General features: G+C 60.2%; 15 protein-coding genes. 4 read left to right on the top strand and 11 right to left on the bottom strand.

Annotation, left to right across the window (positions count from 1 at the left end; translation table 11 throughout):
• Positions 1 to 142: 142 nt before the first annotated feature.
• Positions 143 to 550: a secondary thiamine-phosphate synthase enzyme YjbQ gene (locus HPT27_RS09805; protein ID WP_172242424.1), complete on the bottom strand. Its 408-nt coding sequence runs from the start codon at positions 548 to 550 to the stop codon at positions 143 to 145.
• A gap of 49 nt (positions 551 to 599) precedes the next feature.
• Between HPT27_RS09805 and pepE the strand changes: the two genes are divergently transcribed.
• On the top strand, positions 600 to 1307 hold the full coding sequence (gene pepE / locus HPT27_RS09800; RefSeq protein WP_172242421.1) for a dipeptidase PepE: 708 nt from the start codon (positions 600 to 602) through the stop codon (positions 1305 to 1307).
• Positions 1308 to 1382: 75 nt separating this feature from the next.
• Here the strand turns inward: pepE and HPT27_RS09795 are convergent, their stop codons facing one another.
• Positions 1383 to 3020: an MFS transporter gene (locus HPT27_RS09795; protein WP_172242418.1), complete on the bottom strand. Its 1638-nt coding sequence runs from the start codon at positions 3018 to 3020 to the stop codon at positions 1383 to 1385.
• 185 nt (positions 3021 to 3205) lie between these two features.
• Here HPT27_RS09795 and HPT27_RS09790 point away from each other — a divergent pair, with 185 nt between their 5' ends.
• A complete protein-coding gene (locus HPT27_RS09790; RefSeq protein ID WP_172242415.1) occupies positions 3206 to 4291 on the top strand; it encodes a PA0069 family radical SAM protein in 1086 nt (361 codons plus the stop codon).
• A gap of 169 nt (positions 4292 to 4460) precedes the next feature.
• On the opposite strand, the gene HPT27_RS09785 is transcribed toward HPT27_RS09790, so the two are convergent.
• Positions 4461 to 5360 (bottom strand): sensor domain-containing protein, encoded by a 900-nt coding sequence (locus HPT27_RS09785; protein WP_172242412.1) that lies wholly within the window; start codon positions 5358 to 5360, stop codon positions 4461 to 4463.
• A 1-nt stretch (position 5361) separates the two neighbouring features.
• Positions 5362 to 5721, bottom strand: coding sequence for a PadR family transcriptional regulator (locus tag HPT27_RS09780; protein ID WP_172242409.1), 360 nt, complete (start codon positions 5719 to 5721; stop codon positions 5362 to 5364).
• 261 nt (positions 5722 to 5982) lie between these two features.
• On the opposite strand from HPT27_RS09780, the gene HPT27_RS09775 reads away from it, so the two are divergent.
• Together HPT27_RS09775 and HPT27_RS09770 are read left to right on the top strand one after the other, a co-directional pair.
• Entirely contained in the window at positions 5983 to 6726 is a 744-nt protein-coding gene (locus HPT27_RS09775) for a phytanoyl-CoA dioxygenase family protein (protein WP_172242406.1), read from the top strand.
• A gap of 40 nt (positions 6727 to 6766) precedes the next feature.
• The gene (locus tag HPT27_RS09770) at positions 6767 to 7279 is read left to right on the top strand and encodes a hypothetical protein (RefSeq protein ID WP_172242403.1); all 513 of its coding nucleotides are present in this window, start codon (positions 6767 to 6769) and stop codon (positions 7277 to 7279) included.
• An 18-nt stretch (positions 7280 to 7297) separates the two neighbouring features.
• Here the strand turns inward: HPT27_RS09770 and HPT27_RS09765 are convergent, their stop codons facing one another.
• The 7 genes from HPT27_RS09765 to HPT27_RS09735 are packed head-to-tail and all read right to left on the bottom strand — an operon-like array spanning position 7298 to position 19417.
• Positions 7298 to 8314: a TPM domain-containing protein gene (locus tag HPT27_RS09765; protein ID WP_172242400.1), complete on the bottom strand. Its 1017-nt coding sequence runs from the start codon at positions 8312 to 8314 to the stop codon at positions 7298 to 7300.
• An 8-nt stretch (positions 8315 to 8322) separates the two neighbouring features.
• Positions 8323 to 9693 (bottom strand): exopolysaccharide Pel transporter PelG, encoded by a 1371-nt coding sequence (pelG, locus tag HPT27_RS09760; protein WP_172242397.1) that lies wholly within the window; start codon positions 9691 to 9693, stop codon positions 8323 to 8325.
• Positions 9694 to 9696: 3 nt separating this feature from the next.
• The gene (gene pelF / locus HPT27_RS09755; RefSeq protein ID WP_172242394.1) at positions 9697 to 11328 is read right to left on the bottom strand and encodes a GT4 family glycosyltransferase PelF; all 1632 of its coding nucleotides are present in this window, start codon (positions 11326 to 11328) and stop codon (positions 9697 to 9699) included.
• Complete coding sequence (locus HPT27_RS09750; protein ID WP_172242391.1) at positions 11325 to 12347, bottom strand: protein PelE; 1023 nt, start codon at positions 12345 to 12347, stop codon at positions 11325 to 11327. The genes pelF and HPT27_RS09750 overlap by 4 nt, the downstream gene beginning before the upstream one ends.
• Positions 12347 to 13621, bottom strand: a complete 1275-nt coding sequence (locus HPT27_RS09745; protein ID WP_172242388.1) for a PelD GGDEF domain-containing protein — start codon at positions 13619 to 13621, stop codon at positions 12347 to 12349. The genes HPT27_RS09750 and HPT27_RS09745 overlap by 1 nt, the downstream gene beginning before the upstream one ends.
• The gene (locus tag HPT27_RS09740) at positions 13618 to 16575 is read right to left on the bottom strand and encodes a tetratricopeptide repeat protein (RefSeq protein WP_172242385.1); all 2958 of its coding nucleotides are present in this window, start codon (positions 16573 to 16575) and stop codon (positions 13618 to 13620) included. Before HPT27_RS09740 ends, HPT27_RS09745 begins: the two co-directional genes overlap by 4 nt.
• On the bottom strand, positions 16559 to 19417 hold the full coding sequence (locus HPT27_RS09735) for an endo alpha-1,4 polygalactosaminidase (protein WP_172242382.1): 2859 nt from the start codon (positions 19415 to 19417) through the stop codon (positions 16559 to 16561). Before HPT27_RS09735 ends, HPT27_RS09740 begins: the two co-directional genes overlap by 17 nt.
• Between the last annotated feature and the right edge of the window lie 52 nt (positions 19418 to 19469).

Genomic DNA, 19469 nt, shown 5'->3' with positions numbered 1-19469 from the left:
TCTGCATGAAACAGCCGCCCCGTTGTAGCCCCTCTCCCTCGAGGGGAGAGGGAGCAGCTTCGTCCCCTCCCCCTTGACGGGGGAGGGTTAGGGAGAGGGTGAAGCTGCCGAACACACAAGGCTCGCTACAGTTCGGCGCCCCTCAGCCACCGATATGCACCACCACCTCACGCCGCCCCGGCTGATGCCGGTGCTCCCACAGGTAGATCCCCTGCCAGGTCCCAAGCGCCAAACGGCCCTCGATGATGGGAATGCTCAGGCTGACAGCGGTCAACGCGGCCTTGATGTGCGCCGGCATGTCATCGCCGCCCTCCAGCGTATGCTGATAAAGCGGATCGTTTTCCGGCACCAAGCGGTTCAACCAGCGTTCCAGATCGGAGCGCGCGGTCGGGTCGGCATTTTCCTGAATCAACAAGCTACACGAGGTATGCCGAACAAAAAGTGTGCAAAGGCCCTCGGCGATGCCCGCCTCGCGCACCAGATTCTCAACCTCGTGGCTGAACGGGTATAGGCCTTGCCGCTTGGGTTGCAGGGTCAGGGTTCGTATCATGGCGGCCTCTTCGTTTCGCACCGATATTTCTGTGTAGAGAGTCTATCCAATGACCGCCCCGAATCTGCTGCTACTCTCCTCATCCCGCGCCAACAACAGCGGTTATCTGGAAAGCTCCCGCGACTGGATTGCCGAGCATGTCGGCGACCGCGAGTTGCTGTTCGTCCCGTTTGCCGGCGTCACCGTCGACTGGGATGAGTACCTGCAACGGGTGCAGGAGGCGCTCGACCCGGTTGGCGTGCGGGTGACTGGCATTCACCGCGCCAGCAACGCCCAGCAGGCGGTGCGCGAGGCGCAAGCAATTGCGGTTGGCGGCGGCAACACCTTTCAGCTGCTGAAAACGATATACGACTGGCAACTGCTCGATCTGATCCGCGAGCGCGTGCTCGCTGGCGTGCCTTATGTCGGCTGGAGCGCCGGCTCGAATATCGCAGCGCCGACCATTTGCACCACCAACGACATGCCGATTGTCGAACCGGCCAGCTTCGCCGCGCTGAATCTGCTGCCATTCCAGATCAATCCACATTACAGCGATTTTGTCCCGCCGAATTTCCACGGCGAAACCCGTGAACAACGACTGCAGGAATTTCTCGCCGCCAATCCATCAAAACAGGTTATCGCGCTGCGCGAAGGTAGTGCCCTGAAACGACGCAGCAATACCTTGACGCTGCTTGGCAGCGAGCCGGCACTACGTTTTCAGCACAAGAAATCGCTGGAGCTGTTGCACGGTCCCGATCTGAGTCACCTGCTGGGTTAAACCGAGCAGTTCGTCAGTTCAAACAAAAAGGGTGCGCGATGCGCACCCTTTTTGTTTATTTAAACCACCATCGACTCAATGGGCATTGAAATCCAGACTGCGATCCTTTGTTTCCGGCAGGAAAAACACTCCCACCACCAGCGTCATCGCCGCCACGGCAATCGGATACCAGAGCCCATAGTAAATATCACCGGTTGCAGCGACCATGGCCGACGCTACCAGCGGCAGAAAGCCGCCAAACCAGCCGTTGCCGATGTGATACGGCAGCGACATCGAGGTGTAGCGGATATTTGTCGGGAACAACTCGACCAGAAACGCCGCAATCGGACCATAGACCATCGTCACATAGAGCACCAGAATGAACAGTAGCAGCACCACCATCGGCTTGTTCATCTTGTCCGGTTCGGCCTTGTCCGGATAACCGGCCGCGGCGATCGCGGCTTTGTACGCCGCTTCATCAAACCCGGTCAGCTCGACTTCATTGATCCGGACGATCACGTCGGTCGTGCTGTCGGCAGGCAACTCCAGCGATTGATAGACGATGCCGTTCTTGGCCAGAAAGTTTTTGGCTTTGTCGCAATCACTCGGTTTATACGATGGCGACGGAATGATGACGAAATTGCAGTTCGTTGCCGCCACGGTGACCTGATGCGTTTCGTGCGCGGCTGCCAGAGCCGGGTTGGCGTAATGGGTCAGCGCCTTGAAAATCGGGAAATAAGTCAGAATGGCCAACGCGCAGCCGGCCATCATGATCCACTTGCGGCCAATCCGGTCCGAGAGTTTGCCGAATACGATAAAGAACGGTGTCGCCAGCGCCAGCGCAATGGCAATCAGGATGTAAGCCTCCTGAAACGGCACTTTTAGCGTCGTCGACAGAAAGTACAGCGCGTAGAACTGGCCGGTGTACCAGACCACGCCCTGCCCGGCGACGGCACCGAACAAGGCAAAGAATACGTACTTGGCATTCGGCATTTTGAAGAAGCTGTCACGTATCGGCGATTTTGAACCGTGACCACCCGCCTTCATCGCCTTGAACAACGGCGACTCATTGAGCTTCATCCGGATATACACCGACACGGCAAGCAGCAGCAGTGAAACGATAAACGGTATCCGCCAGCCCCATTGCTTGAAGTCGGCCTCCGCCATGGCCATTCGACAGCTCAGGATGACCAGCAGCGAAAGAAAGAAACCGAGCGTCGCCGTGGTCTGAATCCAGCTGGTGGCGTGGCCACGACGCTCGGCCGGTGCATGTTCGGCCACATAGGTCGCTGCGCCGCCGTATTCACCCCCCAACGCCAGCCCCTGAATCAAGCGCAACAGCACCAGAATGGTCGGTGCCGCCCAGCCGATCGACTCATAGGTCGGCAGAAAGCCCACACCAGCCGTTGAAATCCCCATCAGGATAATCGTGACCAGGAACGTGTATTTGCGACCAACCAAATCCCCGATGCGACCAAACACGATGGCACCGAACGGCCGCACGGCAAAACCAGCACCGAAGGTGGCCAGCGAGGCCAGCAATGCCGCCGTTTCGTTACCGGGCGGAAAGAACAGCGCGCCAAAGAACACGGCCAACGTGCCATACAAATAAAAGTCATACCATTCGAATACCGTACCCAGTGACGACGCAAAAATGACTGTGCGTTCTTCGGCCTTCGTGATGGTCGGAGCAGCACTGCCAGCCCCAAGCACCGTCGATTCACTGACTGCCATTCTGTCCCCTCCACTCCGTGGCAAATATTGGCGATCACGCTGGTGTATCCGGCTGTAGCCCGGCTTGCCGCGTTGAGTGGTCCCGATGTTGCCTAGCTCACCTTCGTGCAGCAAGTGAAACTTGTCTGCGCCCGCGAGGAATCGGGGGCAGCCCATGCGCCCGAATCCGGGCGTACAATACCGCCATGAACGAAATCCCTCCCAAAACGCAGAAAGGCCGCGGCGCCATTTCCAATCCGGAAGGCCGGTTTGAAGCGACGATCAAAACCGTTGAGGATGACGGCTGGTTTCGCGCCGAAGACGATGATTTTCCGGGCAGCACGACTCCGACCCAATATTTTGTTGAACCCGCACGATCCGTATTGACCCGCAACGATTCGCCGGATGTGCCGTTCAGCCAGAGCATCAATCCGTATCGCGGCTGCGAGCATGGCTGCATCTACTGTTTTGCCCGTCCAACGCACAGTTATCTCGGTTTGTCAGCCGGGCTCGATTTTGAGACCAAGATTTTTTGCAAGGACGATGCGCCGGCGCTACTCGCCAAAGAATTGGCCAAGCCGAGTTATCAATGCGACGTAATCGCCATGGGCACGGCCACCGATCCGTACCAACCCATCGAAAAGGAAAAACGCATCACCCGTCGTCTGCTGGAAGTGATGGCCGCACACCGACAACCGGTTTCGATAGTCACGAAAAGTGCGTTGGTGACACGTGACAAGGATCTGCTGGCGGATCTGGCCAAAGACCAGCTGGCCGAAGTCACCCTCAGCGTGACCACACTCAGCAATGATCTGAAGCGTTTGCTGGAACCCCGGACACCGACCGGACAGGCTCGGCTTGCTGCGTTGCGCGAGCTGCATGACGCGGGCATTCCGGTCGGCGTGCTGTTTGCCCCGGTGATTCCCTTCATCAACGACAGCGAAATGGAAGCCATTCTGCAGTTGGCGCGCGAAGCCGGCGCCGACTATGCCGGTTACGTATTTCTGCGGCTGCCCTATGAAGTCAAAGATATTTTTCGCGAGTGGCTGACCGAGCACTATCCGCAAAAGGCCGAGCATGTGATGAGCCTGGTGCAGCAGTCACGCGGTGGCAAAGACAATGTGGCGGAGTTTGGCGAACGGATGCGCGGCACCGGTCAGTATGCCGAGTTGTTGCGGCAGCGCTTCAAGCTGACCTGCCGCAAACTTGGCTTCAACAAAGCGCTGCGTTGCCAGCTGCGTACCGACTTGTTCAAGGTACCCGGCCGGGCCGAGCAAATGAGTTTGTTCTGATGATTCGCTTGGCCGGCTTGAAGCGGCCTTTTTTAAATAGCAATTTTTTGAAATAGCCAACTCGTAACCCTGCCAATAAAGCAAAACCCTCGCGAGTTCAGCGCGAGGGTCTGTTGCAGACTTTTGTCAGAGGCTTTTGTCACAGCCGGCTGAGTAAATCCCGAACGGATCAGGCCGCCATCTTGACCAGCAAATGCTTGGCGACTTTACCGTGAACCCGACCGAGCAGACGCGCGGCATGCAAGACCAGCGTCAGGCACAGGAAGCCAACCGGTAACCACAGTAGGGACGCCGGCCAGACCAATTGCTCCAGACCGAAAATCACCACCGAGCCATCATCAATCGTATACGGGAAGCGATCGATAAACGGTGCCAGCATCAGACCAATTGACACGGCCAGACCGCAGATTGCCGCGGTGAAATAGACAATGCCGACCGGCATCATCGCCACCATGTACAGCAAGGTCGACCAGGTCCGAACGTCTTTCAGCATGCCCAGGATGCGTTGACCGATGGTTGCCGAGGTCGGATACAACGGCCGCCGTGGCATCCGTTCGCCGAGCAAGACTTCGACAATACGGCCCTCAACCAGCGAAATCAGTCGTACCGAGCCAATGAACAGCAAGAAGAACGGCACGCCGATAATCAGAATGGCAAAGCCGGCCGACATCGCCGCGCCCGTGATCGCCCAAGTGAAATAGAAAATACCGGTCGCCATGGTCAGCATCATGTAAAACAAGCTGGCATAGGTATGCGGATCGGCATAGACGCCGAAAATCTTTCCGAGCAGCGAGCTGGGCGCTTTCGGCGCCGGCGTCCGCAGCGCCCGCGCAACGGTCGTTTCCGTTTCCCGGTAGCTGGCGGCAATCTCATCCGGCGTACCGAAACTGTTCAGCGCATCGGCGACAATCTCGGCTTCGGTTTTGCCGGGTTGATCGGCGCTGGCGGCACGCAGATATTCTTCGGCGTCGTACAGCGCGTCCTGCAACAAGGCCGGGTCCGCATCCGACAGCGCGGTTCGCAGCGTCGACAGGTAATCGGCGATGGAGCTAATTGGCATGTGGCTCATTTCAGGCCTCCGTCAACGCGGTATCAACAAATGCTTTCATTCGCTGCCAGGTGCCTTTCCAGGCCTGCAGCACTTCTTGTCCTTCGGCGGTAATCCGGTAGTACTTGCGCGGTGGGCCGCTGACCGACGGCTCGACATAGCTGTCGAGCAGACCGGCCGAGCTCAGCGAGCGCAGCACCGGATAAAAGGCACCTTGCTTGCCACCGGCCAGTTCCGGGTCGGCCGCTTCCAGCCGTTTGGCAATCTGATAGCCGTACAGCGGCTCGGCGGCTCGGCCGATAACGGCAAGCAGCACCAAGGCGACCGAACCGGCGCTGAGTTCTTTCTGGAATTTCCGGATATGAGGGTTTTCCGTGTCCATGGCATCCTCCAACGGTGGGCACGGAACTACAGTGACCGTCGCACTAGTGCGAAGTCAATAGTATAGTTATGTCGAGATATGTCGGGCCTGACCAGCACCTCGACCAACACCCCAGCCAAAACCAGGCCAAGACTCGGCCGTATGCTGACCCTGACTTCGGCAATGGCCCCCTGCAAAGGATTTGATGTGGCCCATGGCCGCCGACCGATCTTGCCCGTACGATAGCGCCCACTGTCAGCCTGCCGCTTGGCCCACTGCCTCATGTCCTTGTCTTCCGCCCAGATCCAGCAGTTTCGTCAGCACGGTTTTCTGATTCGCCCCCAAATGGTCAGCCCGGCCACCGTGGCAGCCATGCGCGCCGAAACCGAACGTCAACTCGCTACCGGTACCGGCCCAGTCGAATACGAAGCCGACATGGACTACCCCGGCTCACCCACCGACCGCGAGGCAGAAGGCGGCCGCACGGTCCGTCGACTGCTGCAGGCCGAACAACGCGGCCCGTTGTTCGCTGACTGGTTCGGCAATGCCGAAGTGGTAGCCGACATGACCAGCCTGCTCGGCGGAACGATCAAACAGGCGCGCGCCCATCACAACTGCGTGATGACCAAGCAGCCGCGCTACTCCAGCGACACCGGCTGGCATCAGGACATTCGCTATTGGAATTTTCACCGCCCGGACCTGATTTCGGTCTGGTTGGCGCTCGGTCCGGAATACCCGGAAAACGGCGGCCTGAAAGTGATTCCGGGTTCGCACACGCTGGAGTTTTCTGCCCAGCAGTTGGATGAGCGGAAATTTTTCCGCAGTGATCTCGCCGAGAATCAAGAGATAATTGCGACGGCCATCGACGTCAAACTGGAACCGGGTGATGTCCTGTACTTTCACGCCCGCTTGCTGCACGCCGCCAGCCGCAACCATACGCAGCAAACCAAGTACGCCGTGGTGGCAAGCTATCGGCCGCTGGACAATTTGCCGATCGCCGGAACGCGCTCGGCGCAGCAGGATTGAATCTGACACTGACAAGCAATAGACCACCAGAGTGAGACAAGTGAGATTATCCAAGCGACTCCGGCAGCGATGGCCGAATGGAATCGCCGCTGGCGCTCTGATTTTTTTGGCAGCAAATACAATAACCGCTGCAGATGAGCGGCCGACTTGCGATGACCGCTCGTTCCGGGAAATCATTGGCCCGGCGACAATTGCCGGGCCGCTCTACCAAAAAGCACAAGCCATAGCGGGTTTGACCTGGAAAGATGGCGAGTTTGAGCGTGAGTCGTTTACCTATATCGGTCCTGTCCGTAGCGAAAATGGAAATTTGCATGTAACCCATGTCGCAACGGTCTGGGGCCCAAGCTGCAGGCAAACGGATCGGCTGGTGCTATGGAATGCAAATCTGCAGTACATCGGACACTATTACGGCGTTCAAATGCCACTGAGAATTGAAGGTTCTCGCCTCTGCGCCGGAAATCCTGGTTCGCAATCATGCGCATCGTTTGACAACGGCATTCCACAGCAATTGTTGCTGGAAGGCGAGAGCTTCGATCTGTCAGCAACAAAGTGAGAGCGAAAGGCACTGAAACTACCAACGGCCGGTCGCACCACCTCCGCCCGAACTGCCTCCGCCAAAGCCCGCGCTTGCGCCAGAAGTCGATTCCCGCACCGTTGAGAAGGTTTGTTGAATATGCTGACAGTGCCGACAGCGGAATGTCGTTGTGACCTGATTGCCAATCACTGAGCGTGATTGCTGCTGACTGGTGCGCCGCCCGCAGCCGTCGCAGCGATGAAACCGGGTCAACAAACTCGGGTAGTCGATCACGTGATAGGCAGCGCAGCGCGTGCACTTCCAAACGTCATAATCCACCGAGCCCACTCGCTCCTCGGTTTTTTGGCCGGCCTCGAGATAACGATCGTCGGCGACTTCCGACAATCGCACCATGGCAGCCTGACATTGCCGGCATTGGCGGGCTTGATGACGACGCCAACGTCGAAACCATTGCCAGCCGATGCCGCCGGCGCCAGCCGGCAAAGCGAGCTTGGCCCACAACGAGCGCATTCCCGCTTTGAATTTGAGCCAAGCCCGCAGCCACCAAGAGTCATTGGCACGCAGCGCTGCCCAGTCTTCAGCGAATTGCACCAACGCGCCGGAACCGGCTTGCAGGCCATCGAAATAGCGGCTCTGGCGAAATGCCGGCACCAGCAACTCATCAACGATGCGCTGCATCTCGCTATCATGGTCATGGCCATAGCCGGCACCGAGTTCGATGCGAACCGCCCGATCATCACGCGCCACCAACAGCAAAATGCCGTCATTGAGTTCCGTATTACCGACGCCCCAGCTATCGAACAGCCGAGTGGCGAAGCGTTCAATATTGGTGTCTTCGCTGTAATCGCCGATTCGGTCGATCAGCACCACGCTTAATTCGACACCTGTGCTCGCCTCCAACTGCCTGCCTTGTTCACGCAGCTCGGCCTGTTCAGCTTCCGTCAGCAGGACGGCATAGTCATTGAGATAATTATCCAGCGGAACCGGCAGCTCGTCAGCCGCGAGCGCCGCCATCGATACTGCCGCAAACAACCAAAGCCATGACTTCAACATAAGCACACTCAGCGCTGCAGCATAAACGTTTCGTACTCCAGTCGCCGCAGCTTGCGTGCCAGCACGAAGAAGCCGAGGAAGGCGGTCAGTGTTACCGACAGGGCGAAACCATAGCCAAAGGTTTCTGCACCCAAGCTCAGTGTCGCCAGCGTGAACACGATGTTGCTGATCAGAAATACTGCCGACAGCATCAAGACTTCGCGACGGGCATCAAGGTAGAACATCACGTTCAGAATGGCCATCAGCAGCACCTGCACGCTGACCGCGACGATGTCGATATAGAACAGGTGTATGTAAAGCGGCGAAATCCCAATCGCATGCAGCAGATCGCGACCCCAGAGCAGGCAGAGTACGACTGTCAGGCCCTGAACCTTGAAGATTTCGTAGATGCCCTGACGTGCGGTGTAGACCATCTGATCCTTGCGGTACTCGATATGCATCAGCGTATCGCCTTCGCGCACGGCGCGATAAAAGCGATCATATTGCTCGGCGAAATCCGCTTCCATCCGGACCAGGAACACCGCCATGCCGGGCAAAATGAAGAGGTAAGCGAGGAAAATCGGCAAGTCATAAATAATCGATGCCCGCAGCGGGCCGATAACGGCTTCCGAAGTGTACGGCACAAACCAGAAAATGAACTTGTCGACCCAGACCGCGAGGTTGTACAGCACGCCCATGGCAAACAGACTGTAGAACGCCTTGCGCTGATCGAGAAAATCAAACCGTAGCAGCGACTGACCCGGATACTCACGGACAACGTGATGCAGAAAGGCAAACAACAGCCCGGCATGGCCAATCAGGATGCCGGTCAGCAAACCTTCCAGACCAAAACCGGCCAGAGCCATCGAGACCAGAATGGCCAACAGATAACCGGCGGCCAGCGTCCGGACAATACGTTGATACGCTTTCATGCCAGACAGGAAGATCAGCACCAGCCATAAATTGCAGACCACGACAAAATTGGCGATCAGCAACAACCGCAGCAAGGCACTGCCGGAAAACGCCACCAGTACAAACAGGGTCGACAGCGCCGCTGCGACCGCCGTGGTCAGCAACAAGGCACCGAGCAGATTCGGCAGCACAATCCGCGGCTCGTGGGCATAAAGCCGATCGGCCACGAAGCGGGTGAACATCAGTTGCAAACCGCCGGTCAGAATCAGCGAGCCCGCCATCAGATAGGTCACGCAGATCTGGAATTGGTTGACCGCCTGCTGTTCCGTGCCGAGTGCCACCGACAGCAAACCAATGGCCATGACCCCGAGAATGGACAGTACCCACGGGCCGCCACTGATAAGCCCGGCGTAGCCATACGCTTTCAGCACGGCAAAAAAACTGTCGCGCTCCAGAATGCGGCGGATTTCAAACCCGATACCGGCCATGGCTTACTCCGCACTCAACGCTGAAGCGGATGCGAGCGTCGCCTGATACAACTCGCGATAGGCGCCGAACATCATCCGATCGTCATAATACTTTTCCACCCGTTGCAAGCCGGCCCGCTGCGCCGACTGCCAGCGCTCCGGATCATTGAGCAACGCCAATGCCGCTTGCGCCGTGCTTTCCGGATCGGCGATCGCAACCACCGCACCGGCACTGCCCATGGCTTTGTCTTCGGCGGTGCTGCCTTCAATCAACTCCCGACAGGAACCGACATCGGTGGCAACGCAGGGCACGCCGCTGGCGAACGCTTCCAGAATCACCAGCGGCAAGGCCTCGCTGATCGAGGTCAGCACCATCAAGCCGAGCTGCGGCAGAATTTCGGCGACATTCTGAAAGCCGAGAAACTTGACGTTGCGTTGCAAGCCGAGACTGTCGACCAGATCCTTGCATTCCTGGACGTAACTCAGGTCTTCATCTTCCGGACCGACAATCCAGCCCTCGGCATCAGGGCGCGCATTGGCCAATATCCGCATGGTGCGAATAAACGTCTTGATGTCCTTGATGGGCACCACGCGGCCGATCAGACCGAGCACCGGTGGAATGCCGCTCGGGCGCTTCTGTAAGGCGGTGGCATAACGCTGCAGATTGATGCCGTTAGTGATCACCTGAGTGCGCTCGGCAATGGCGCCGTCGGCAATCTGCCGCTCGCGGTTACCTTCGTACAGCGAAACGATCGGCTGAGCCTGCGAATAGGCAATGCGGCCGATTTGCTCAAAGAATTTGATCCACATGCCGCGGATATAGCCCATCTCGTCATGCAAGGTGTTGCTGACGTCATCGTTGTGATCGCGGATCCAGGTGGCCTGCGCCAAATCGATCTTGCGCTCCTTGGTGTAAATGCCGTGCTCGGTCAGGGCGAATGGGATATGACGTTGCAGGCGAATCATCGCACCGAGCAGGCCGGCATAACCGGTCGAGATGGAATGCACCATCCGCACCGGTGGCAATTTGCGGGCGATGTCGGCGAGCACAAACAGCGGCGTATGCATGGTGCGCACGGCCCAGAAGTAATCGACGAACGATGGCTCGGTGCAGCGCTCGCGATACTGCTGGCTGATGTAATCGTAAGCCGCTTCCGAAAACAGAAAGTCGGTCTTGCTGATACCACCTTCCCCACCCAGGCGGGCAAAGGCGTTCAGCATATCATCCAGCGACAACCCGACCTTGCCGGCACCGTGCGGACAACTGGCGCTGGCGCGCATCTGTTCGTGCAGCGCCGCCATCTCGGCAAACGCCGCCGGATCGCCTCGGCGCGGCTTCGGCGTGTGCGCACTGTTGTCGAGCAGATAGTGCGTTTCAAAATGACTGACATTCGGCGGAAACGTGTACTGGGCTTTACCATACAACGACGGTTCGCCGCCGACAAAAATCACCGCAAAGCGAAACTCCGGCAAACCGCTGATGATTTGATGCACCCAGCTCGACACCCCGCCGCGCACATATGGGTAGGTGCCCTCAAGTAGCAGTGCGATATCTGCAACACAAGAACCGGCAGCAGCGGAATCGGCATTGGCGGCATTACCGGCAGCAGCGTTGACACCGGTGCCACGTTGATTTTGTTCGAATGCGCGGCTCATGGCTGTTGCTCCTGCAGCGCAGGTTCCGTCACCGGGCACCACCAGCGTCGCACTTCCGCCTGTGCCGATCCCTGTTCAACGTGGCGCTGATCCTCAGCAAGCAGCGCCGGAATCTCGGCGAAGCGCCGCTGCCGAAACGCAATCTCCGCGTGCCAGGGCGCCAGCACCGATGCCGCAACGCCGGTGGCCGCAGCGGCAGTCAACGCCTGCGCCGCTTCTTCCAACGCATCCTGTGCCAGCAGAATGCGGACATGCAACACGCTCAGCGCGATATCGCGCTGACCGGCCAACGCCAACTCGGCATGCTGACGCGCGGCATTGAGCCAGTGCTCGCGCACCGCGCCCTGGACCAGACCGTTGTACACCAACTCCCAGCAGCAACCGGCCAGTTGGCGATGCGCGTCGGCACGACGTGGCACTGGCAACTCGTCCAGTTCGGCACTGATTTCCTGGATGCGTTCGGTCAGCAATTTTTCCCGACCGTCGAGCATGGCGTAGGCCAGCAAACGGACATCATCGACGCGATCTTTCAGGGCTATCTGCCAGATCGGCACCGACTCGTGCACCGGCATATGGCGCGTGGCCATCACCGCTTTCAGCCGTTTCAACGGATTGTCGGAAAAACGCAAAATCTGGCGCAACGCACCGCTGCTGTAAGGCGGAGTCGGAAACACCTGTGGCGGCTGGAACGGCAACTCGGGCACGCCAACAAAACGCAGACTCAGTGAGCGGCGCGAGCGCGGCAAACGCAGCGCACCGACCAAGCCCCAGAGCAAACCGATCGCGCCGACCAACGGCATCAGCAGCAACATGCCTTGCAGAAATTGCATGCTGCGATTGACCGGCAAGCGATAACGCCGAGGCAACAGATGCCAGCAGGCGCGGGCCAGCATCGGCGTCGCGGCGGCATGCAACACGGCATAGCCAAGCAGCGCCAACCACGCCGGCTCCAGCAACATGACGGCCACCACGCTGGCGAGTTCGAGCGCCAGCGCTACCGTCCACCAGAGCCGCGACATCAGTGCGCACCCGCCATCGGCAACAATGCTTGCGCCGCGCTGGCGTTGTCCAGCGCCAGACAGCGCACCGACAGCGCCGGCGCGCCCAGCTCACGCAAACGCTGCAACCACTGCTCGCCGCCACTGACATCGGTCAGCGGCAACAAAATGGTCAGTTCATCGCCGCGTTCGCGCCACAGATCCAGCGCGCGGCGCTCACGACGTGCCAGTGCGCACCATTGCTGGCCCTCAGTGCCGGCCACGGTGACCTGCACCAGGCTTGCCGGCAAACCATAGTCTTCCTGATCTTTCAGCGCCCGCGCCAATTGCCGCGAGAAACTGTCATCGCTGCCGGGCTTGCCGGCGCCGGTCAACAAATCGGCGGCGTGTGCGCATAACACGGTCAGCAATGTCAGTGTGTTTTGCTGGAAGGAAAAAAACGGCAACGCGGCGATGGCCAGCACGGCATGAATGCGGCCGCTGCTGTCGACCAAGGGCACCACGGCCAACAACTCGCTGTGGCGCGCCGCTTCCAATTGGGCATTGTCGGCATTGACCGCAACCAGCTCGGCGCGTTGCAGCGCCTGCAGTAACAAGGGATCGGTGGCTGAAATGCGCGCCAGCTTGCCCCACTGCGCCAACGCCTCGCCGGTGCAGCGACCATCTTCGGTTACCGCGAACAGACCCGCTTGCTGCAACGCGCCGTAATGCGCCAGCAATTCGAGCAAGCGATTGGCGGCAAGCTCCGTCAAGCCTTGGCCCGGATCAAAACGCTGGGCCAGTCGGGTCAGGGCTTCGCGCAGAGAATGGCCAGCACCGGCCAGCGCTTGCTCCAGTCGATCATGGGAAACCCGCAGCAAGTGATAACTGCGGGTGAATTCTTCCAGACGCTCGGCGCGGTAACGATTGGCGCCCGCCAGCCGCACCAGACGGCGCTGCCAGCCGTCGCGAAATTCACCGCACACCATCGCAAGCGCGACCACACCAGTCGCCCAGGCCAACGGAAACGCCGCGGCGGGCTGCCAGCCACGATTGATGGAAATGCCCAACGTAGCCAACACCAGCAAGGCGCTGACAAAACCGGCCGCGAAACCGTAACGCAAACCGGCCAGCACCGGGCCGAGCAGCGGCCACGGAAAACCACTCTGCACCCGCAACGGATCTTGCGGATTGCTCCAGGCCGACAGCGCCAGCGCCGCCACCGTCAGCACCAGGGTCTCCAGCCACATCCAGCGATCCGACGGCGCAGTGCGCACATCGAGGCCATCGACCGAATCGAGCCAAGGTAATCTCATGGTTTCACCGTTGTTGGCGTTGTTGTTTGAGTTGTTGTTTGTGCTGTGGTTTGTGTTGCTGTTGGTGTTGTTGTTGCAACAGATATCGTTGTAGCGGCTGATCTGGCTGCAGTTGTCGCTGTGATTGTTGTTGCAGTAGACGTCGCATTAAACGTTTCATTTGTCGATGCATTTGTCGTTGCGGCAACAGCAGGCCTTGGCACCGCCAGCACTGGCAGAGGCAGTGCCAAGGCCGAGAACTGCTCCAGCGTTTGCCGGCATATCGGCAATTCCCGCGTCGGGTCCGGCGCCGGCAACGAACCGCTGCGGCCGGCACCGAAACGCCGGGCGCGCGCCGCGACGTCATTCAAACTGAGCGGCAAGACATTGCTCGACAATGGGCCTTCCGGCGCCAGCTGCAATTCGGCACTGAGCGCCTGAATCATCTTGGCCATTTCCTGACCGTTCTGTTCCTGCCACTCGTCTGCCAGATCTTCCCACGCGGAAAGGGTCAAGCGTTTCTGCTGCCAGTGCAAGGCAAACTGGCGGGCATTGTCGAGCCCGGTTTGCAATTGCCACTGTTCAATCAGGTCGCGAAAATCCTCGGCTTCCGGCAACACCTCTTCCAGATCGCGGGCAAAGAATTTCCGGCCATAGAAATAGTCCGCCAAACGGGCCGGATGCGCCACGGCCGGGAACGGCACCGGTTGCACTTGCAACTGCTGCAAACTGCGCAAGCGGAATTGATTGGCGGTAACGGTGCAGCCGAGCCACTCCAGGTTGTCGGCAACGGTCAACAGCCACGGCAAATCGCGTTTTCGTGCCGGCAGGGTTTGCAGATACCACACCGCCGCTTCTGCCGGTCGGCCCAAGGTTTGTTCGGCCGCCGCCATGGCTTCGGCCAGCACCGGATCGCCAGCGGCCAGCCCGGCGTAGCGCTCAATCAGCAGATAAATGGCCGGGTTGCTGGCGGGCGATTCTGCCAGCAGCGCCCACAACTGGGCCTCAATGACTTCCGGATCATTGGCCCGCAGCGCGGCCAGTTTTTCCAGCGACGATTTGCCGAGCACGATGTCACCACGGCTCATCGCCCGCTCGGCCCGGTATTGCCAGTAACGGGGCTCCTTGGCGAAACGGCTTTGTTGTTGCTCGGCATCGGCCAGCAATTGATCGAGCCGGGCGTTATCACCGGCTTGATGCGCCAACTCCAGCAGCTCGACAAAATATTCCCGGCTGCGCAGTCGGCTCCAGCCGTAGAGTGCCTGACGCTCGGTCGCCGCCACATCACCGCTTTGCTCGGCCAATTGCAGCAGCCGATCAATCGCTTGCTTGTCATCGGCAGCAAAGCGCGCCAGCAATTGCTGATAGGCGGTGCGAGTGACGTTGCTGCGTTCCAGCGACCAGGCAATCTCGGCGAGCAAGCGCCAGTAGCGCGCTTCCTGGCCCGCGGGTGGTGCCGATGACAATGGCAACAAACTGTTCAGTGCCGGCTCGGCTTGGCCGCTGCGCCAATACGCCTGCGCGATGGCCAAACGTTCTGTCGGTTTCAGCGGCGCCAGTTGTTCGGCGCGCTGCCAGGCTTGCAGGGCAGCCAGCGGTTCCCCGCGCGCCTGTTGCACGCGTGCCAGCGCCACCCAGGCCGCGCGATCCGGTGCCGGTTTCGCGCCGCCGTTTGCCGTGCTGCCGGCATCAATCTGTTGCAGATAGTTTTGCAAGGTTGCGACCAACCGGGTCGGCTCCTGCGTGCGCAACCCACTGCTGACATAGGCAGCCGCTTCGTTGCCACGCAGTGGTCGCCGCAGCGCCGCTGCCTCGACCAATTGCACCACCTTGTCGTCGTCATTGAGCGCAACAGCGAGCTCAAAGGCGCGCGTTTCACTTTCTTCATCCGGCGCGGTCATGGCCAGCGCAAACCAATGCGGGAGGCTTTCCGCCTGCAGACCATTCCAGTCGAATGCACGCGCCAACAACCACTGACGCGGCGAACCGGCGATAACATCGGTAGTCAGCTCGCGCGCCAGCGGCAGCGCTGCCGGCAAATCGCCAAGCGCGAGTTCCAGTGCCAACAGCCGCTCGGTCAGTTGCGGATCTTCCGGCTGCAACGGTCGCAAGGCATACAACCAGCTGAGGGCCTGGCCATCGTCACCATTTTGCTGGGCGATATCGGCCGCCAACGCCAACAACTCGGCATCGGCTGTCCGCTTGTGCAAAAACCGTTTCGCTGCCGTCAGCGCTTGCGCCGGTTCGCCGGCTGCCAGAAATGCCCGCAGTGATGACAGCGCCACGTTGCGCTGCTCGTCAGCGTCGACCAGCAAGGCAAACGCCTGCTGCCAACGCCGTGCCGCTTCACCCGGTTGATTGGCGGCCAGATGCAGCGCGGCGGTTTCGCTGAGCAGCCGACCGCGCCGCGGTCCGCTGCTGTCAACGCGTGCCAGCAGGGATTCATAGAGCGCCGCCAGCACCCGCGGATCGCCAAATTTGCGCGCTTCTACCAGCAGTAAATCCTGCTCGCTGACTTTCTGCGCCAACGGCAGCAACTGATCAAAGCCGCGACCAATATCAGTGCGCAAGGCTTGCGCCGACTCCGCTGCGGGCGCCAGAAACAGCAACTGCAATTGCAGCCGGGTCTTTGCCAAACCGATTTCAAATGCGTGCTCGGGCGGCGCCTTGACCAACAGTGGTGCCAACGCTTCGGTCGCTTCATCGTTGGCACCGGCTTCGGTCAACAGCTGAACAAAAGACAGCCTCAGGGGAATGTTGTCTGGGTCGGAACGCACCAGCACCCGCAGGTAGGCAATGGACAAGGCGTCGCTGGCGCGCAGGTTCTGCGGATCACGAAAAGCGGGCTGGCGCGGAAACAACACATACAGCGCGATGACCACCACCGCCGACATGATCAGCAGGGCCGGCGTGTTCAGCAGCGACTCGCGTTCGCCGCGCAAACCGGCATTGGGACGGTTAGCGGGGGCAGACAAGCTGAACCTCCGCCAGCGCGGCATCACCGCGCAAGTCATAACTGCTGAGCCCTTCACTGCGATTGCTGTTCACGGCCGCCGACGTTTGTGTTCGAGCGGTATCCGCGCGCGGATTTTCGCTGCGCGCTTTCAGCGTTTTGCCGTGCTGCTGCAATTGGCAACTGCGCGGCAAGCGAATCCGGAACTGGACACTGGCGCGCGGCGAAAAACGAAACCGGATGTCGTTGTCATCGCCATGACTCCAGCTGCTCAGCGGCGCACTGGCATCGACCAGCAACAGCGACTCCGGCGTCTTGCCGTTGAAACGCAGGATCGCCTGATCCGCACCGAGTTGCAGATAGCGGCCAGTGCTGTCTTCGTGGCCGCCAGCCAGTGCCACATTGGCGGCAGGCCAGCCCATGCTGGCCGGAATGCGCAGGCTGTGCAGGCCATTGCCCTGGACCCGCCAATGACCATCGAGATCGCGCGCCAGACTCGCGTGCTGAAATGCCTGCACCCGCTGCGCGTACTCGCTTAACCAAAGATGATTCAACGGCTCCTGCGCCTGCACGGTCAACAACTCGTGCAACAGCGCGCTGCCCGCTGGCCGCAGCACGGCATCGGCGTGAAAACTCAGCGACCAGGGCTTCAGCCGGCGCGCGCCCACCAAACCGTTGTTGCCACCGCCGAGCTGCCGGTTCCAGTCCAGCACTTTGCGATAATTCAGCGCCTCGCCATACCAGAGCCGGGCAAAACTGTTCTCGTCTATCAGCGGCGTCAGCACTTGCGTGCCCCAGCGTGTGGGCCGCGCTGCCGGCGCCAGTTGCGCCAGTTTCAGCGGTCCGAATCGCCAGTCAATGCCGCCGCCACCGTAATGACCAACACCGGCGCGCTGCGCTGTGGCGAGCGCCGCCGGCCCGGGTTTGCCATCGCCGGACCAGATCAGCAGCGCGGCATTGCGGGTACTCGCGGCATTGCCGAACCAACGACTCGATGTCTCCCGATGCAGGCCATTGAGCCAGTCGAACGGCTTGGCAATTTCGCGCGGCAAATCGGCGGCGTAATTCGGAATCTGCACGCTGTACAAATGCGCCAGCGCGCTGTAATCGCGCTGGCCATCAAACACCGGCCAGAAATACGGATGCGAATAGGTGTGGGCGGCCAGTTCCAGCTGCGGCAACTCCAGCAGCGGTTTCAACGCGGCTTGCCGCTGCGCCTGTTCACTGTCGGTCAAACCCGGCGCGTCGAATTCGGCCTCAATCAAGGCCAGCGTCGCCGGCAACGACGTTTTGCTCAGCAGTTCCTGCAGTTTGCCGGCGGCACGTTCACCGTTGTCAGTCGGCGTGGCCAAGCGATCACCACGGATGTCGATCAAACCGATGCGGCGACCATTGTCGGTGCTGAGTTCAAAGGCCGGCTGCACCGGCAAGCGCAGCGCGGCCCGCAAAAACGTAAACGGATCCAGCAACCAGCTGGCACTGCCATCGGCACCGTATTGCATGACATAGGGTTGCAGTGCGAGGCCACCGAAACTGCCGATCTGAATCGGATCAAACTGGTTGCCGCCGGCATCGGTCAGTTGCAGCCAGGTCTGGTTGCTGTTGCCGACCCGAACGTCCGGCAAACCCCATTGCCGCAGCGCCGGTGCCGTGCCCAATTTGCCGATGGCCGGATCTTGCGCGCTGATGCGCAAACCGGTGCCGGCGGCGCGACCGTTCTGCTGATAGCCCAGCAACTGCTGACACGCCGCCCCGGCCGGCAAACTGCCGAAGAACGCCACCGGCAAACCGACTTTGACTTCCGGCTGCAGGCGCGCGCAGACCCCGGCCTGCTGGCCGCTGGAACGCTCGCCGAGCCAGCTGACCACGCCCGCGTAACGGCCCAACAGCGGCTCACCCGGCAACTGGTCCTGTTCGATATTCAGGTAGTCGAGTGCGTAACCTTCGTACTCGAGCGGCAAGGCCAGATGTTTGAACAGTGGGCTGTCGAGCTGACCTTCGCCGGCGCTGTCGCCACCACCATCGATGAGTGCCAACAAGGTGCGCGGCACATGCCGGATGCGGCCCTGACCAAGCCAGGTCAAGTCGCCGTTGGCCACCCAGGGCATGAAACCCAGTTCGAGAATCTTGCGCGCCGTGGCTTCGGCGGTGGTCCAGTCGCCCGGATCGACGTAATCGATGACAGTGACCGGAATACCGAACTGATCACGGGCCCGGCGCAGCTGGCTGATAAGCCAGGTCCGATTGGCTTCCGGTGTCGGGCCGTGCTTTTTCGCGACCGGGTCATAACCCTGAAACAGCGACTCGGCCAGAATGCCGTCGGCATAACGGGCATCGCGATCCAGCAATTCAAAACCGCGGTTGAAAATCAGCTGTACGCCGGGGAAACGCTGTTTGATTTCGGCCAGCAGCGCCACCATGCCGTCTTCCTGACGCTGGCGCGGCGCGCCGTCTTTGGCCGCCAGCAGGTAGCTGTCCATGGTGTCGAGAAAGAAGGCCCGATAACCCTGCTGCCAGAGCGGCGTGAAATGCTCGCGCAACAGAAATTCGCGCCAGCCCGCACCGGCCAGATCCATCACCAGGCTGTTCCAGGTGCTGTTGTTGCCGATCACCCAGCCCTGATCGATGCGGGCCAGATCCACCGAGTTGCGCGCCACCTCGCCGACCGAGACATAGGCGAAAATGCGCGGCCCGCTGGCGAGGAGCGCCGCCGCTTCATCTGGCAGCAACTGATTGGGCTGAACGACAACCTGATCGTAATGGCGCAGCGCATCAACCGGCGGCCGGGTACCGTAGTAGAACGCAATATCCTGCGCTTCCAGTGCCGCGGCCGGCGCGCTCGCCAGCACCGACAGCAGTGCCATGCCAGCGACCAGCGCCGTAACAACTCTCGCGAAAACCGGAACGAACATGGCT

This window comes from Permianibacter fluminis, assembly GCF_013179735.1.
In the GTDB taxonomy this organism is placed as follows: Bacteria; Pseudomonadota; Gammaproteobacteria; order Enterobacterales; family Permianibacteraceae; genus Permianibacter; species Permianibacter fluminis.
The sequence above is the reverse complement of the archived record's forward strand: the minus strand, read 5'-3'. Positions and strand labels throughout refer to the sequence as shown.